Genomic DNA, 16129 nt, shown 5'->3' on the forward strand with positions numbered 1-16129 from the left:
TACGGGTTCATCCATAAGTGTCGCGCACACCTCGGCCCGGCGGATCGAACCGCGAACGGCGGAAGCTGTAGTTGTGGGGGCCGGTCACCCTGATCTGCTTGACCGGCATGCCCAACCGCTTGACAATTGTCGCCTTGAGCTGGGGGACCAGATAGGTCAGCTGGGTGGCCCAGACCGTGGTCTGCGCCTGAATAATCAGTACACCTTCCCGGTAGGAGACCACTCTTGAATGGGCGGCGATGCCGGGTCCCACCACACTGTCCCACTGGTTGCGCAGCCGCGCCACCTTCAGATGGCTGGTCCATCCGCTTCCGGCGGCCAGGCTGGTCACCACGCCTCCCAGCCTTGCCGGGTCGCGGCCTGGCTTGCCGAATGCATACCAGGCCTTACGGGAGTTGTCCTCCCGTTGCCGACGTGTGGCCGCCCGTCGGGTACAGCCTTCGAAGACCAGGGCCGGCAGGCGACGCTGATCCAGGTGCAAGGTCTCAACCATGGGCGCCTTCATGACACCGACCTATCCGAGTCGTCATGGGCCGTCCCTCTGGTTCGCCGCAGGTCCTGCATGGCACTGGCGATGGCCGGATCCTGGGCAGCCGGATCGGATGGCTGCACAAACCTCAGTCCGGACACATCCACCAGCCGTGCACCCTGCAGAGAGGGAATATCGCTGTCGGCGGCCACGGTGATCAGCACCTGATCCTGCTGGCGGGCAAAGTCCAGAATCTGATCCCTGCGGCCCCGATCCAATTGGGCGAAGACATCATCCAGAATGACGATGGGCTCCAGGGAGCGACGATCCTTGACCACCTGCAGCAGAGCCAGCCTCAGAGCCAGGGCCAGTGTCCACATCTCACCGTTGGAGGCGAACTCCCTGGCAGGCATGCCATTAAGGGTGAAGGCCAGATCGTCGCGCTGGGGACCAATCAGATTGGTGCCTCGGGCCACTTCTCCCGGGTATATCCGCTGAAAGTGACGACTGACGGCCTCCGCGACCTCGGGACCGGTCTGCCTATCGGGCCCGATCTCCTCCAGAGAGGGGCGGTAGATCAATCGAGCATCCTGACCAGGGCCTGCCAGCCGACCATATAAATCACTAAAGGGCTGGTCCAAGGCCTCTACCAGAGCCGCTCGTCGTCGGCTCAGATCCAACCCGGTGCGAATAAACTGTCCGGTCCAGACCTCAAGGCCGGACAGGGCGGCGTCACGCCCATCACCGGAGATGTCATGGCCCGCCTGGGAGAGCTGCTTAAGTAGGGCGGCGCGCTGCCTGGCCACATGGCGAAAATCCTGCCGGACCTGGAAGTAGTCGTCATCGAGCTGGCTGCCGGCCTGGTCCAGCACGGCCCGCCTGGCTGCCGGCTCTCCGGAGACCATCAGCTGATCCTCGGGGCTGAAGGTCACGCTGGGCACCCGGCCTACCAGGTCACGCTGATAGAGGGAAGGCCCGCCGTTGATTCTTCCCCGGTTGGCTCCCTTGGCGGCAATGGTCAGCTCATAGTCGGTGGCGGTCCCGTCCTGCTCCAGCCTGGCCCTGATGGTGGCCTTGGACTGCCCACGCTCTACCAGGGGCAGTGAGGACGAGGTCCTATGGCTGCCGCCCGTGGACAGGACCTCGACGGCCTCGACCAGGTTGGTTTTGCCCAGGCCGTTGCGCCCCTCCAGAATGGTCACCCCAGGCTCCAGATCGAGGACGCAATGCTCCCAGGAACGGAAGTGATCCAGAACCAGACGGGAGATGTGCACGACGATTGTTCCTCGAACCTGCCCGGGTGTCAGTTGTTGAAGCGCATGGGCACCAGCAGGTAACGGTAGTCCATGGACTCTTCGGAATCCTGCTCCTGCTGACCGTTGAACTCCACGGCCTTGACCGCCGAGGTCATCTTGATGCGGACAAAGGGCTCCGCGATGGCGCCCAGTCCGTCGATCAGGTAGCTGGGATTGAAGGCCACCGTGATGTCCTCACCGTCCAGATCCGCCTGCAGAACCTCATGGGCCTGTGCCTCGTCAGCTGTGCCGGCGCTCAGGGTCACCTCGTTGCCGGAGAAAACCATACGAATGGGGGCATTGCGCTCGGCCACCAGGGCCACACGCTTGATGGCGTCGATCAGATCCTGCCGGGCGATGACCGCCTGGATGGGGTACTCGTCCGAAAAGAGACGATCTACTGCTGGAAATTCCCCGTCAATCAGCTGGGTGGTGGATATCTTGCCGGCGTTTTCCACGCCCATGATGGTGGGGTTGTCAGCTTCGTAATCCATGGTCACGTTCTGATGCTCGTCCAGTGAACGGGCGATGTCCCGCAGTAGGGATCCACGGATCAGCATGGAGGTGGAGAAGTCGGCATCGCGCGGGGTCCAGGTGAAGCTCGAACGGGACAGCCTGAAACGGTCGGTGGCGGTCATGACCACCTTGTCCCCGGTGATCTCGGTCTTGACGCTGGTCAGGACCGGACGGCTCTCTTCTCTGGAAACAGCGACGATGGACTGGGAGATGGACTGGATAAAAGTCTCAGCATCCACCTGGCCCATGGGTTCGGGGACGGCAGGGAGGTCAGGATATTCGCTGTCAGGCATCAGTTGCAGTGAAAAAGTGGATTTGCCCGAGGTGATGGTCATCTTGGACCCCTCGGTTGACAGATATGTTTTCTCCGATGGCAGGGATTTGGTGATGTCCGCCAGCAATTTGCCTAGCACCAAAGCCGTCCCGGATTCGTCGATACCGGCCTCGATGTGGTTTCTTGCTGAAACCTCGTAGTCGAAAGCAGATAGCTTCAATGTTCCATCAGAGGCTTCCATCCTGATGCCCGCCAGAATCGGCGAAGCCGGTCGGGAGGGGATGATGCGGGTGGTCCAGGCCACTGCATCCGAGAGTGCGGATGAATTCACTTCTACTTTCATGGGAGCCTTCTTGTCGATGAATGAACTGGATTCATTCTATCGAATAGGTCAGGTGATCTGGTCGGAGTGAGCAGATGTGCTTGAATGTGAAGGTGACTACTGCATAAATATACATAGAGTCATCGTAATAAGTCCGGTGGATGGTGTGGATAAGTTTTAGAATCCTTGCAACGCGGTGGATAGACCTCATTCAGGTGTTGTGGATAAGTAGTGAAGTCGATGTGACTAAAAAGCCAAATTATCCACAAGAGCGGATTTTCGCTGAGTTATCCACAAAAGTCTGGTGGTTATTCGCTATAAATTCACCACTTATCCCCGAAGAATCGGTGGGTTATTCCCAGGGTTTGCCCACATCCGGGGATAAGTAAGTGGATATCTTTTTCTGTCGGTCCACACCTGTATCTGCGTGTCGTATCAATTCTGAGGTTGCTTAAGGCGGACGGTCAGCTCCATGACGTAGTTATAAATCTCCCGCTTCTCCTGCATCTCATTGGAGATACGCGTGTAGGCGTGCATGACTGTGGTGTGATCACGGCCGCCAAAGACCTCGCCGATGTCCACCAAGGACATGCTGGTCATTTCCCGGGCCAGGTACATGGCGATCTGCCGGGCTAGGGCGATGTTCTTGGTGCGTGTGCGACCGACGATATCATCGAAGGTCAGATGGAAGTACTTGGCCACCTGGGAGATGATGTCAGTGGGCTTGATCTCCACATCCGTAGAGAAGAAGTCCTGCAGTGTCTGTTCGGCCAGAGCCGTGGTGACCGGCTGATTATTAAGGCTGGCCACGGCGGTGACACGGGTCAGGGCCCCCTCAAGCTCTCGGATGTTCTCGGTGAAGCGTTCCGCAATCAGATCCAGAACCTCGTTGGGAATGCTGACCCCGTTCATGGAGGCCATCATTCTAAGGATGGCCACCCGAGTTTCCCGGTCAGGTGGCTTGACATCCACAGTCAGACCTGAATCGAAGCGGGAGATCAGTCGGGATTCGAAGCCCTTCAGATTCTTGGGGGCCACGTCCGAGGCAATGACGATGCGCTTGTTGGCATCATGCAGGGCATTAAAGGTGTGGAAGAACTGGTCCAGGGTGGCTTCCTTGCCCCCCAGAAACTGGATGTCATCGATAAGGAGCACATCCACCTGCCGGTAGCGGCGATTGAATTCCGCGATCTGGCCCGACCCTTGGGTGGAGTTCTGTAGGGCATCAATGAATTCGTTGGTGAATTCCTCCGAATTGACGTATCGAACCTTGAGCGAGGGATCCTTGACCAGGGCATAGTTGCCGATGGCGTTGAGCAGGTGGGTCTTGCCCAGGCCCGAGCTGCCATAGATACATAAGGGGTTGAAGTCCTGGCCTGATCCTTCGGCCACAGCCAAGGCCACGGTCCGTGCAAAGCGGTTGGAGTCGCCCGGGACGAAAGTATCGAAGGTGGCGTTCTTGTTCAGGTGAGTCTGCGGGTCGCGCTCCACCCGGTTCTGGCTCATGGGGAAGCGGGGCACGGTGAAGGCGGGCCGGGATGCGGTCCTCTCTGTCTCACTCTGTTGGTCGGCATCAGCGCCTGCCCTTGGCCCCATAACGGGGGAGGGCTCGGACAGCTCGGCCTGCATATCCAGGGTCATGGGCACATAGGTGCCTTCGTGGAAGTCATTGACGGAAACAATCGGGGACTTGGAAGTTCCAGCATTCTCGGTCCGCCAGTTTGAGCGGACCTCTGAACTGGGTGATCGATCGGCGCCGACCCGGCGCTGGTAGTCGCCATAGGAATCCTGAGCAGGACCGGGAACCTGACGGAACTCCCCGCTGCCCGGGGTGGAGCCAGTCATGGCGGATGCGCGTTGGTCACTCTGCTGATCGGCAGCCTTCTGCTTGGCCATCTGTTCTGGGTAGACGATTTTGATGGCCGGGAACATTTCCTGGTTGGTGACCAGCTGCAGTGCATTGAGGAGGGGTTGGCTGAGCGGTCCCTGTACAGCCTCCTGGGTGGCCTTGGAAGAGACCCGAAGAACGATGGTGGTTCCGAAAACCGCCTCGGGGGTGATGTCCTCCAGCCAGCCCTTATCTCTGGAGGTCAGTGAGCTGCTGTAGCGGAGCACCTGCAGGACCGAATCCCAGATTCTCTTGGCCTGGGCAGCGGCATCCAGCGGATCCTGCGCCATCAGTGTGCTCCTCTCTTCTCGACGACGGATTTCCCGGTCTTCCTGCTTCTCTCAAAGTCGACAGTAGCCCATTGTTACACCGACTTTGCGCGGTTATCCACAGGATAGCGTGTTGTATCTGCGATGAATGTGAATAACAGTGATGTAATTTGTGGATAAGTAAGGAGGCCCGTTCTCCCGCTATGACAGGGTTTGCACAGGGTATGGAGTAGACCTCACCAACTGGATGGCGGAAGCCTGTTTGACTCCGTCCCGGCTCATGTGTACCGTGATATAGCTTGACTCATAACGAGCCGTACTCGAGTATGTCTACACACGGGAGCAACGAATTATGAAGAGGACATTCCAGCCCAACAATCGCCGTCGTCACATGAAGCACGGATTCCGCGCTCGCATGCGCACCCGCTCCGGTCGCGCCCTGATCAACCGCCGCCGGGCCAAGGGCCGTCGGACCCTTTCTGCCTGAGTCGGATTCCAATCCCTTTTCAGAAGGTGGAACGGCTGAGGAGCCACCGGGAGTTCACGGCGGTGCTCAGGCGACGCCATCGGGTCAGCAGCAGGGATCTGGTCATACATTATTCGATACCCGGATCTGACCGGACGGCGACCCCGCTGCTGGTGACATCGGCTGTGCGCGAAGGGCGGCATGACATCCTGCCTGCAGGCAGACGCCGCATGGGGCTCGCTGTATCCAAAAATGTGGGCAAGGCCGTGACCAGGAACAAGGTCAAGCGCAGATTCAGGCAACTTGCCGGATTCAAAGAGGACCTGCTGCCATCCTCCTGTGATTTGGTCATGCGCGCCAAACCCAGCGCCGCCACAGCCACCTACAAGCAGTTGGAGGAGCAAGTGGACAGGCTCTTCCGTGACCTCATGCGCAAGACCGGGAAGACTACCGGCGGTCTCGATGCACAGGGACAGTCAGGGTTACAGCTTGCCGCCGGGTCCAAACGTCAACCCGTTCAACGGTTGGAAGCCAGTGAAGGATGCAGGGCATGAGCGGCCTGGCCTCCCGGGCTCTGCAGGGTGCAGTCCGCTGGTATCAGCGCCACATCTCACCCCTTTCGCCGCCTAGGTGCCGTTACTATCCGACCTGTTCCCAGTATGCTTTGACCGCTCTGAGGCGGTTCGGGGCCTTGCGTGGAACCATCCTGGCCGTTCTTCGGCTACTGCGTTGCACGCCCTTCAACAACGGCGGAATCGATGACGTGCCCCAAAGATTTTCCATCTTCTATCGATTCTCGTGGTCCAAGGCCCATGAGGAGGCCCGGCTGACCCCCATGGCCCCAGACAAGGAGACGGCCTGACAATGTTCCAGAATAACGACACTTTTACCTTCGATACGGGCATATACGGCTTCTTCTACAAGATCCTGTACCCCATCGAGTGGCTCATGACCTACATCATGACCTACTGCCACAAGTTCCTGACTCTGATCGGGTTCCACAAGGGTCCCGGGGTGGCCTGGGCGCTCTCGGTAGTGATGCTGGTGTTGGTCGTCAACCTGTGTGTGCTGCCGCTCTTCATCAAGCAGTTGCGTTCCATGCAAAAGATGCAGGCCCTGCAGCCCAAGCTGATGAAGATCCAGAACAAGTACCGCAACAAGAAGGATCCGGCCAGCCGTGAGGCCATGAGCCGGGAGACCATGAAGGTCTATCAGGACAACCATGCCAACCCCATGGGATCCTGTCTGCCCGCGCTGGTCCAGGGCCCGGTCTTCATGACCATGTTCTACGTGCTTTCGGCTGTGCCCTTCATTGCCCGGGGCAAGCGGGCACCCCTGGGAGCCTTCAATCGACAGGTGGCGCGAGAATTCGAGGAGACCACCTTCTTCGGGCTGCGGATTTCTGACAACTTCATGTCCGCCCAGGGTGCGGGCCGCATAGTCATTGTGGTCTTCATCGTGCTCATGTGCCTGGCCATGTTCTACTCACAGTTCCACAACGTCCGGCGGAACATGCCCAGGTCGGCCATGCAGGGACAGCAGTACAAGATGCAGCAGATGATGGCTTTCATCTTCCCGGTCATGTACATCTTCTCAGGTATCTACTTCCCCTTCGCCGTGCTGATTTACTGGCTGACCAATAACCTTTGGAATCTGGGCCGAACCCTCTTCCAGGTCCGCCATATGCCCACTCCCGGCTCGCCGGCTGCAGAGAGCAAGGAGGAGCGGGATCACCGCCGCGAGAATGCCCGCCGCAAGCGCCAGGGACTGCCCTCTCTGGAGGAGGAGCAGTTGATGGAGGCCAAGCGGCTGGAGGAGGAAGCCCGCAACAATAAGAACGTCTCCCATCAGCGTTCTCAGCCTCACCGCAAGCGTCGGGGTCGTTGATGCGGCTACGGACAGTGGTGACCGGCGCGGTGGCCCAGCTTTCGGTCGGACGAATACTGGAGTAGTCTGCAATCATCACGTCCGTGTATCCTCAATACTGGACACTCGATTGGTGACCAGGAATCCAGTGGACCTGAGGTTATGAATCGGATGTAAATGCGTGTAAGGAGAGCATAGATGTCTCAGTCTCTGGACCAGGGAAAGACCATCGAGCAACTCAATGAGGAGGCGGATGTCGCCGCCGATTATCTGGAGGGGTTGCTGGACATCGTCGATTACGAGGGCGATATCGAGATGGGGGTGCGCAACCACCGTCCGACCGTGCAGATTGTGGCTGACGACGATACTGATATCAAGCATCTGATCGGCAAGGATGGCGAGGTGGTCGATGCTCTTCAACAGCTGACTCGGCTGGCCGTGCAACAGAAGATAGGGGAGCGCTCCCATCTGATCGTGGATGTGGACGGTTTCCTGCGGCGTAAGCGCGAACATCTTCGTGAGCAGGCCCTGGACGTGATTGACGAGGTCCGTGAGACTGGCGACCCCGTCAATATGAAGCCTATGAACTCTTTCGAGCGCAAGATTGTCCATGACATGGTCCGTGAGGAGGGGCTGAAGTCACGCTCCCACGGCGAGGAACCCCACCGTTACGTCACCGTCTACCTGAAGGCCAAGAGCGAAGACGAGGACCTGCCTGACGATGTTGAGGATGAGCCAATCGGGTATGATGCCCCGCTGGATGCGGATGAGACCGATCAGGTCGATGATTCGGCTGACTAGGCGGCTGATGACCACCCTGAGGATGTCAGCAGGGAGTGACTGCAGAGCGATGTAGGGCTATGGGCTGATGATGTACTTCATGACGTCGGCCTTTTCCGCCTTTTAGATTCGTCCACTGTTTGGCGCGGTCGTACTGCCCTAAGTCTGTTGTGCTATCTGCCAATGCTGTGCTACTTGCCAGCTGTGTAGTGCTGTCTTGCTCATGATGGCAGTTAGTTCGCCATGATGCTTAATCCGTGATGCTTAATTAGAACCGTTCTTGGTTGATGGTCATCTGGTCATCTATCAGAGACTGTACCTATGCTGTTTCCGATAGGATACTGATATGTGATTCTCGATGCTCTTTTGCGGTTGAAGACCATACGTTGGTAGCGGTCTTAGGAATCCTACGGTTTCGGTTCTGACAGTGAATTCCTGCAGGATACGAAGCAGTAGGACACTGTCGCAATCTGCGGCTGTGATCAGCTGGGCGCCGAATGTAAATGTAAGGAGTTTGAAATGGCTGTTGTGGATGATGAGCTGAACGATAGCCCCCTCTTGAGGCAGGTCCTCGGCGAGGCTCTGATGCCCATGCAGCGTTTTCATGACAAGCTCTTGCGCGAGGGTGTAGAGAGGGGCATCATCGGTCCACGCGATGAAGACATTATTTGGGAGCGGCACATACTCAATTCAGCAGCCATTGTCCCTTTCGTGCGAAGACGATTGACCACTGATAGTCCCACGGCAATGGTGGCGGATATAGGTTCCGGTGGAGGTTTCCCTGGTATTGTACTGGCAGCTTGCCTTCCGCAGTGCAAGGTTGTCCTAGTCGAGCCAATGGAGCGGCGGGTAATCTGGCTGCAGGAGGTCGTTGATGAATTGCACCTGGCTAATGCGGTTGTGCTGCGCAAACGCGCAGAGGAGCTTGTTCCGCAATCCTCTAAGGCTTCGATGCGGCACAACAAAAAAGGTTCACAGAGCCGCCGCCATGGTCGTCGTCGAAGCAAGGAACAGTCTGTTTCGGCATACGGCCGTGGTAATTCTTCAACCTTGGCTGCAGTCAGCAATGATGACAGTCAACCAGATGTAAATGGCCTTGACACCTTGGGGGAAACGGGGAGAGCAGGTCTAGCAAACGTTGACTCCAATCCCTCAGTTCCTCAGACTTTCGATGTTGTGACATGCAGAGCTGTAGCACCCATGACTAAGCTCGCCGGATGGACTCTACCTCTTTTGAGATCGGGAGGTGAGCTTGTTGCTCTTAAGGGTCGTTCGGCTCAGGCTGAGCTTGATAAGGCTGCTAAAGAGATAAAAAAATGCCATGGAGAGAATCCACGGGTTTCCCATGCTCCAGTTGCTCCTGGTCTTGAGGATACCCATGTGGTTCTCGTGGACAAACGCTAAAGCACGATACTGATAAGACATTATTGAATGATTTCGTGTATGAAACCTGGCCTAGAAGCGAGTTAAGAATTGGCTGGATCCGATAATGGATTATCAATCTTTAATATTGGGCCTTATAAAGTGGCTGATCGGCGATTGACTAACTATGTCATATTACGGTTAGTTGGTTTTTCCTAGACAGCGGCATAACTGATGCTCGAACGAGATGAACGGAAGTATTCAGTTAAAAAAAGTTAGCACGCTTATATATCTATATTGTCTGCCTCGAATCTGCTTTCTGTCAGAATAGTCCTAATCGTTTGATAATTTATTTTAAAAATGGTGAAATGGACAGTAGAACATCTATTAACCGTATATTGATAGTATTTGAAATAGATATATTCTGTTTCTTGAATGCTCTGTGCATCGCAGTCGTTCTTTTAGTTTAGTAGGATAATCATTTTATTCTAATCTTATCTTTTGAATATTACTGATTCGTTTGCACAAAGATCTATCTCGGATTTCAATTTAATACTATCTTGTGATTCGGCATTAAGAGTTTTAAAGAAGTAGTTTTTTCGTTCCTTAGTGCCTTATGAATTCATCTGTTTCATGAACTAGACAGCTTTAGTTATACTTATCTTTCTATACTCTACAGATTTTCATGATTCCTTTACGTCAGGCGGGGGGTCTATTGTAACTAATATTTGTTGATTTTTAGGGCCCATCATTGATCTTTATAGAGTTGCGTTTGCTCTTATATATGTATGGGGATTGCGTGAGTTATCGACTAACTTGCTTAGAAGCGGTCTCAGAATTATTTCATGATGTCGAAAATTCCTACGATGTCCGCTATAGCGGAACAACTGGATTGAACAATACGCGGCCTATCCAGTGGTATTAGATTGGTTCACGCAGCAATGTTTCACGTGAAACATTATAGAATCAACACAGATTTTGACCTGTTCCAGTTAACGATGCTCTGTTGATTCCGAGGTTTGTTGATTTAAAAGACCTAGCTGGCTGTTGATGTTAGATATATGTGTGTGACTATGTTGCACGAGAAGGTGTATTTGTACGTGCTAGATCTTGTTGCATCTATGCGCTTAACTTTATACAGTCGGTGCCACCGCTGGTAGATGAATTATAGGTAAAGATTGGCTGTAATGTTTCACGTGAAACAATCAAGCCAAATCACAACAATCGCGATCAGGGTTATTGGCGCCCGGGCGAAAGGAAATCGTGGTCCCTTTTATATTCAAATAGGAGAAGTAGTTCGTAGCCCTTTTCTTCGAGGTCTGTTTTCAACAGTAAGCGAGCTATTTCGAATGAAATGCTGATCGTTATATTGGTGTCAGTTGCTTGACTATACGAAATTCACACTTTGACTTACATGGTTATTGCTGTTTGCCAATCCAGTATGGTTAATTTTCGTATGCGATAGGCTTTGAAATTGAAACAGGCAAAGCTTGGCTACTCGACTGTGTAAAACCGATAATTAGCGGGGCAGCTATATTTCCCGGACAGAAAAGAGCTGTTTCACGTGAAACACCGTTCTGTTGTTTTGTATTGGATTTACCGCCCAAATTCAATCTGATAGTCTAATCTGAGAGTCGCGCCGGCATTTATAACAGCCGTCCAACAGGTGGATGTAATCATTGATTATAACCATGAATGTTGCTGTTTAAATAAAAGGGGTAGCAAATTTATCTATTCGCTGTCATTAAGTTATGCACAATTTAGACCTCGCGATTGAATTATCCACATTATTGTCTGCGAACTATAACCGGAGACTTCAAGTGGCAGAATTGTCAATAATTGCAAGGCGAGATTAAGGATCTAGTAGAGGTGTAGTTCACATAGGAGTGGATGAAGCTATCCACACTTGTCCACAGTTATGAACAGTGATGGTGTATAACTTGCGGCCGCTCTTACATGTCCAACGAGGACGGGAAAATTGAATGGTTATCAAAAGGAGGAAGGTTCGTGACCGCATCGAAGAAGGTGAAACCCGTTTCGAGAAATACCCCGGAAGTCGGTGAGCAGTCCACGCCGAACACATCAGGTATGGAGACGGCAACGGATATTCTGAATCGAATATTCGCTGACGGGACCGGTTCGGTGTCCGGAGCGGAGATGGCAGATCTATCTGCACGTTATCAGGCCTTACGTCAGGCTCATTTCCCTAACCCGTCCAAAACTCGCTTCATCGCCGTTGCGAATCAAAAAGGCGGGGTAGGGAAAACCACGACCACTGTTAATCTGGCATGCGCGTTTGCAGAATTTGACCAACGTGTGCTGGTCATCGATATGGATCCACAAGGCAATGCTTCCACTGCACTGGGTGTGGCTCACGAGTCCGGGACACCATCAACATATGATGTACTTGAGGGTCGTCTTGGGATCGACGACGTTAAGGTGGTTTCTCCTGAATTCCCCAACCTTGAGGTTGTCCCATCGTCTATTGATCTGAGTGGCGCTGAGCTCGAAGTTGCGGATATGCCCAACCGCAATCAACTTATGAAAAAAGCTGTCGCCGACTATCTAAAAGTCTGCCGCCAGCATTATGACTATGTTCTCGTCGATTGCCCACCTAGTCTTGGACTGTTGGTTCTGAATGCCATGTGTTCCGTCAATGAGGTATTGATTCCGGTGCAAGCTGAATACTATGCGCTTGAGGGACTGCAACAATTGCTGCATACCATAGGACTTGTTCAGCAGAGCTATAATCCCTATCTGGTAATCTCGACTATGTTGTTAACTATGTACGACAGGCGGACACTGCTCAGCAAAGAAGTGTTTGATCAGGTCAAGGAACATTATCCAGAGATAGTACTGAATACAACTATCCCACGTTCGGTCAAAATCTCTGAAGCTCCCAGCTTCCGACAAAGCGTTGTCACCTACGACCCCAAAGGAGCCGGCGCTATCGCTTATGAAGAGGCAGCGTTGGAAATCGCCCAGAGATCCGAGCAAGTACTGGAACATATTGCCAATAGAAGACAGGGGGAGTGAGGACATGACAAGCCGTTCACGGTTGGGCAAGGGCTTGGGGGCTCTGTTCCCCGCCCTGCCAGGTGAAGATGACGAAACCAATGCTGATAAGAGTCGGCAACAAGATAACGAAGTATCGAATTCAGGCAACAGACAGCCTACTCTTCAAGGCTTGCCTGCGGAATCGGATGGACAACAGCGCCCAGTAACGGATGCCTCAGAAAAAGTCGGAGCCGAAAGAGAACGGAGTACTAAGCATTCAGGTCGTGCAAGCTCTCAACTAATGGCTACGACAACTTCTTCTAAGAACAGTCGTAAACGTACCAACACGAGGCAAAGGCGTGTCAGCATTTCTGATTCTCTCGACAAGGATGTTTCACGTGAAACATCCACTTCAAAGAGGACTAGCAAGCGTCGGTCTGTCCCGTCCATCAGCAGCCTTGAACACCCAAGTGATCTATTCTTTGGACCTACAACGACAAATGTTTCACGTGAAACATCGTCCATGATGGAATCGAGCGAGGGTGTCGACCGTCAGGTAAATGAGACTCGGCAAAGCTCTACCCGCACAGGCGCTGTTCGCAGTGATAGCGAGCCAAATAAGGCGGAGGACAACGGCCAAGAGGAGTTGAAACCCGTCCAAGGTGGGTACTTGGCCGAGGTGCGTGTCGACGATATTAGGCCCAACGCTCAGCAACCGCGGCAAATCTTCGATGAAGACGAACTGTTGGAGCTGTCCCGCTCCATTAAGGAAGTTGGTGTATTACAGCCCATAGTGGTGCGTAGATCAACTCTTGCAGACCATCCAAGAACAACCGAGGGTAAAACCACCTCAGTTGACAGCCCTGAAAACAGAACCAAGGCAATTGGCACCACGCCCGGAGAAAAACAATCAGGTCAGCTTGTAAACCAGGGAGTGGCTAATCTGCGTCAGACAACACATTATGAAATCATAATGGGTGAGCGTCGTTGGCGAGCTACTCGATTGGCTGGACTGGACACAATACCGGCAATTGTGAAAACAACGAGCGATGACACCATGCTACGGGATGCCCTGCTCGAGAATCTACATAGAGTGGCTCTTAATCCGTTGGAAGAAGCAGCCGCTTATCAGCAGATGATTGATGAGTTCGGCTTGACTCAGGACGGTTTGTCCAAGTCGATTTCTAAGTCCAGACCTCAGATAACCAACACACTTCGACTGTTAAAGTTGCCCCCAAGTGTGCAGAAAAAAGTAAGCTCAGGCGTGTTGTCAGCTGGACATGCTCGCGCCCTGCTTACTTTGCCGGATGAAAAGTCCATGGCTGCTCTGGCAGACAAGATTATTGCTGAAGGTTTGTCGGTACGATCTACCGAGGAACTCGTCGCATTACAGACTGGGCAGACGAAGAAGAAAGCAAAAAAGCCTAGGGTTAATGCTTGGGCGGATAGTCCTGTACGCCAGGATTTGGAAAGTCGCTTTGATACCAAGGTGGCTATCAAGGGCTCTAAAAAGCACGGGAAAATAGAAATCGTATTTTCTTCGCCTGAAGACATGGACCGCATCGTCGCCATTCTCTTGGAGAAGAATCAATCCGCAAATAATGACAGTCGTTCGGGCGATAAAGGCTGGGTTTGATCACATGATTTGTCGTTTTCCTGTTAAGTAGAGTGTCCGGTCGCGGTCGATGGATAACTAAAGGAAATTTGATAGGCAGCTGTGCATAATCGATAAACAAGGTGCCTGGCAGTTTACGACTGCCAGGCACCTAAACTCTTGCTGGCGGGGCGTGTCAGGCCTTATCTGTTATCCAAATCCGTAAGATATTCCTGAGCATCTAGGGCAGCACGGCAACCCATACCAGCAGCGGAAATGGCCTGACGATAAATCTTGTCTGTGACATCACCAGCGGCAAAGACTCCAGGTACTGAGGTCTTCGTCGACCCACCTTCGACCAGAATATAGCCGTCCTGATCCAGATCGACTTGGCCATTAAGGAACGCAGTCTGAGGAGTGAATCCGATGGCGACGAAAACTCCATTAGCTGGAATGGTGGACTGCTGGCCTGTGGCTGTATTGCGGACGTCTAAAGAGGTCACGCCGCTATCGTCGCCGTTGATTTGCGTGACGACCGAATCGAGCAGAAAGTCGATTTTGTCGTTGGCCTTGGCGCGGTCCACCATGATTTTTGATGCGCGGAAGCCTTGGCGACGATGGACCAGTGTGACAGAAGAGCCGAAACGGGTCAGAAAGTCCGCGTCACCCATGGCAGAGTCACCGCCGCCAACGACTACAATCGGCTTATCTTTGAAGAAGAAGCCGTCGCATGTGGCGCAGTAGGATACCCCTCGCCCTGAGAACTCGCGCTCGCCTGGAATGTCCAATTTACGATATTGCGAACCAGTGGTGATGACGACGGATCGAGCTTGGTATTCTTGGCCTCCATCGGTGGTAATCCGCTTGACGTCTCCGCTCAAGTCAATTGAGACGACATCGTCGTATTCAATCTGAGCGCCAAAATGTTCGGCCTGGTCGCGCATCTGATCCATCAGATCGGGACCGAGCACTGCTTTAGGGAATCCTGGGAAGTTCTCTACTTCCGTCGTGTTCATAAGCTGACCGCCGGGCGTTAGGGCTCCAGCAATAACGAGTGGAGCATATCCAGCTCTGCCAAGATAAATGGCGGCGGTGTATCCTGCGGGCCCGGACCCTATAACAATGGCATCATGAACAGTTTGCTTCATAACGCTACTGTATCCATTTAGGATGACTGGGTCACACGCGGTGGGCGAAAAGTGCGCTTGTTATCTCATGATCAGTTGGGTTCTGACAGGAGCAGGCTATCCTTGAACCATGAAGAAAACCGTGATAGTAGCCATCGTAACCAATATTGGGACGATTCTGGTGTTGATCTGGTTTATGCTCCGAGTTGATCGATTGCTGCGGGAGCACCCCAGCCACCAAACAGAGGATAAGAGCGGGGATGACAGCTGGCATAGCTGGCGTTTTTGGAATCCTCCCAGCTCTGACGACAATGAAGACGAGTTGGACGCAGATTACCAGGTGATAGACAACAGTTCTGGGGCTGATGAAGATGTGACTTCTGGGACTGTCGACCGGTATACATCCTCAACTCAGGAAGGACCTGGTAAAAGTTCTTCGTAGGCATCAGAAATGGGCGAGGAAAGCAGCAGGGACGAGTAAAGCAAATTGAGCCAAGCAGTAGACAGTTCAGGCACGTTGGGGCGCAGTTTCAATCGTAAGTTCGACATTACGGAAGCATTGTCCTTAAAGTATGGTCTTTCAACAAGGACGGATGAGCTTGGATCTGTGCTTATGCCTACACTCTAATTTGCAGGGTATCTATGGGCGTTTATCTATGAGCTTTGCAGCGGGCACGGGGAGTAAACCCCGTGGAGTAAACGCCGTAAGCAATAGGACCTGTTAAATTAATCCTGATAGGAAGATTGTGCTCTCAACGATGAGCATGAAAGAATCAGGGCCAACGAATTGGTTCAGCATTGCCGGTGGCAGATGACAATTGACTGGTGCGGACTCAGCTCCCGCTCGAAGTTCTTGATGGCTAAGTAGAAGATGGTTCGATTCTCGAAGACACAAAAGCAGTGC

General features: G+C 53.4%; 13 protein-coding genes and 1 pseudogene. 9 read left to right on the plus strand and 5 right to left on the minus strand.

Translation table 11 applies throughout. The annotated features are described in order from the left end of the window. Window positions 1-7: 7 nt before the first annotated feature. From AACP62_RS00070 to dnaA, 4 genes are all read right to left on the minus strand, one after another. Window positions 8-493 carry a DciA family protein gene (locus tag AACP62_RS00070; RefSeq protein ID WP_425332889.1) on the minus strand — a complete coding sequence of 162 codons (486 nt, stop codon included), beginning with the start codon at window positions 491-493 and terminating at the stop codon, window positions 8-10. An 8-nt stretch (window positions 494-501) separates the two neighbouring features. Further along, window positions 502-1743, minus strand: coding sequence for a DNA replication/repair protein RecF (gene recF / locus AACP62_RS00075; protein ID WP_339345525.1), 1242 nt, complete (start codon window positions 1741-1743; stop codon window positions 502-504). A gap of 29 nt (window positions 1744-1772) precedes the next feature. Further along, window positions 1773-2897 carry a DNA polymerase III subunit beta gene (dnaN, locus tag AACP62_RS00080; protein WP_045934804.1) on the minus strand — a complete coding sequence of 375 codons (1125 nt, stop codon included), beginning with the start codon at window positions 2895-2897 and terminating at the stop codon, window positions 1773-1775. Between the two features lie 414 nt (window positions 2898-3311). Further along, window positions 3312-5054 (minus strand): chromosomal replication initiator protein DnaA, encoded by a 1743-nt coding sequence (gene dnaA, locus AACP62_RS00085; RefSeq protein WP_339345526.1) that lies wholly within the window; start codon window positions 5052-5054, stop codon window positions 3312-3314. Window positions 5055-5385: 331 nt separating this feature from the next. On the opposite strand from dnaA, the gene rpmH reads away from it, so the two are divergent. The 8 genes and pseudogenes from rpmH (at window position 5386) to AACP62_RS00125 (ending at window position 14140) form a co-directional block, all read left to right on the plus strand. Further along, a complete protein-coding gene (rpmH, locus tag AACP62_RS00090) occupies window positions 5386-5520 on the plus strand; it encodes a 50S ribosomal protein L34 (RefSeq protein WP_015022700.1) in 135 nt (44 codons plus the stop codon). A 26-nt stretch (window positions 5521-5546) separates the two neighbouring features. Further along, a pseudogene (gene rnpA, locus AACP62_RS00095) lies at window positions 5547-5939 on the plus strand (ribonuclease P protein component); the annotation flags it as partial. 110 nt (window positions 5940-6049) lie between these two features. Then, window positions 6050-6361: a membrane protein insertion efficiency factor YidD gene (yidD, locus tag AACP62_RS00100; RefSeq protein ID WP_198177083.1), complete on the plus strand. Its 312-nt coding sequence runs from the start codon at window positions 6050-6052 to the stop codon at window positions 6359-6361. 2 nt (window positions 6362-6363) lie between these two features. Then, window positions 6364-7386, plus strand: a complete 1023-nt coding sequence (gene yidC, locus AACP62_RS00105; protein ID WP_029678379.1) for a membrane protein insertase YidC — start codon at window positions 6364-6366, stop codon at window positions 7384-7386. A 177-nt stretch (window positions 7387-7563) separates the two neighbouring features. Further along, window positions 7564-8166, plus strand: coding sequence for a Jag family protein (locus AACP62_RS00110; protein ID WP_029678378.1), 603 nt, complete (start codon window positions 7564-7566; stop codon window positions 8164-8166). 498 nt (window positions 8167-8664) lie between these two features. Beyond that, window positions 8665-9549, plus strand: a complete 885-nt coding sequence (locus AACP62_RS00115; RefSeq protein WP_339345535.1) for a 16S rRNA (guanine(527)-N(7))-methyltransferase RsmG — start codon at window positions 8665-8667, stop codon at window positions 9547-9549. 2046 nt (window positions 9550-11595) lie between these two features. Next, on the plus strand, window positions 11596-12543 hold the full coding sequence (locus AACP62_RS00120; protein ID WP_029678374.1) for a ParA family protein: 948 nt from the start codon (window positions 11596-11598) through the stop codon (window positions 12541-12543). Window positions 12544-12547: 4 nt separating this feature from the next. Beyond that, complete coding sequence (locus AACP62_RS00125; RefSeq protein WP_339345536.1) at window positions 12548-14140, plus strand: ParB/RepB/Spo0J family partition protein; 1593 nt, start codon at window positions 12548-12550, stop codon at window positions 14138-14140. A 161-nt stretch (window positions 14141-14301) separates the two neighbouring features. Here AACP62_RS00125 and trxB read toward each other — a convergent pair whose 3' ends face one another. Then, window positions 14302-15246 carry a thioredoxin-disulfide reductase gene (gene trxB / locus AACP62_RS00130; protein ID WP_339345537.1) on the minus strand — a complete coding sequence of 315 codons (945 nt, stop codon included), beginning with the start codon at window positions 15244-15246 and terminating at the stop codon, window positions 14302-14304. A gap of 109 nt (window positions 15247-15355) precedes the next feature. Between trxB and AACP62_RS00135 the strand changes: the two genes are divergently transcribed. Beyond that, window positions 15356-15667 (plus strand): hypothetical protein, encoded by a 312-nt coding sequence (locus AACP62_RS00135; protein WP_339345538.1) that lies wholly within the window; start codon window positions 15356-15358, stop codon window positions 15665-15667. The last annotated feature ends 462 nt before the right edge of the window (window positions 15668-16129 follow it).

This window comes from Bifidobacterium apis (genome assembly GCF_036986835.1).
In the GTDB taxonomy this organism is placed as follows: Bacteria; Actinomycetota; Actinomycetes; order Actinomycetales; family Bifidobacteriaceae; genus Bombiscardovia; species Bombiscardovia apis_A.

Coding starts and splice junctions, on each gene's coding strand:
- AACP62_RS00070 (WP_425332889.1), bottom strand. CDS start 493: ATGGTTGAGACCTTGCACCTGGATCAGCGTCGCCTGCCGGCCCTGGTC.
- dnaN (WP_045934804.1), bottom strand. CDS start 2,897: ATGAAAGTAGAAGTGAATTCATCCGCACTCTCGGATGCAGTGGCCTGG.
- dnaA (WP_339345526.1), bottom strand. CDS start 5,054: ATGGCGCAGGATCCGCTGGATGCCGCTGCCCAGGCCAAGAGAATCTGG.
- rpmH (WP_015022700.1), top strand. CDS start 5,386: ATGAAGAGGACATTCCAGCCCAACAATCGCCGTCGTCACATGAAGCAC.
- yidD (WP_198177083.1), top strand. CDS start 6,050: ATGAGCGGCCTGGCCTCCCGGGCTCTGCAGGGTGCAGTCCGCTGGTAT.
- yidC (WP_029678379.1), top strand. CDS start 6,364: ATGTTCCAGAATAACGACACTTTTACCTTCGATACGGGCATATACGGC.
- AACP62_RS00110 (WP_029678378.1), top strand. CDS start 7,564: ATGTCTCAGTCTCTGGACCAGGGAAAGACCATCGAGCAACTCAATGAG.
- AACP62_RS00115 (WP_339345535.1), top strand. CDS start 8,665: ATGGCTGTTGTGGATGATGAGCTGAACGATAGCCCCCTCTTGAGGCAG.
- AACP62_RS00120 (WP_029678374.1), top strand. CDS start 11,596: ATGGAGACGGCAACGGATATTCTGAATCGAATATTCGCTGACGGGACC.
- AACP62_RS00125 (WP_339345536.1), top strand. CDS start 12,548: ATGACAAGCCGTTCACGGTTGGGCAAGGGCTTGGGGGCTCTGTTCCCC.
- trxB (WP_339345537.1), bottom strand. CDS start 15,246: ATGAAGCAAACTGTTCATGATGCCATTGTTATAGGGTCCGGGCCCGCA.
- AACP62_RS00135 (WP_339345538.1), top strand. CDS start 15,356: ATGAAGAAAACCGTGATAGTAGCCATCGTAACCAATATTGGGACGATT.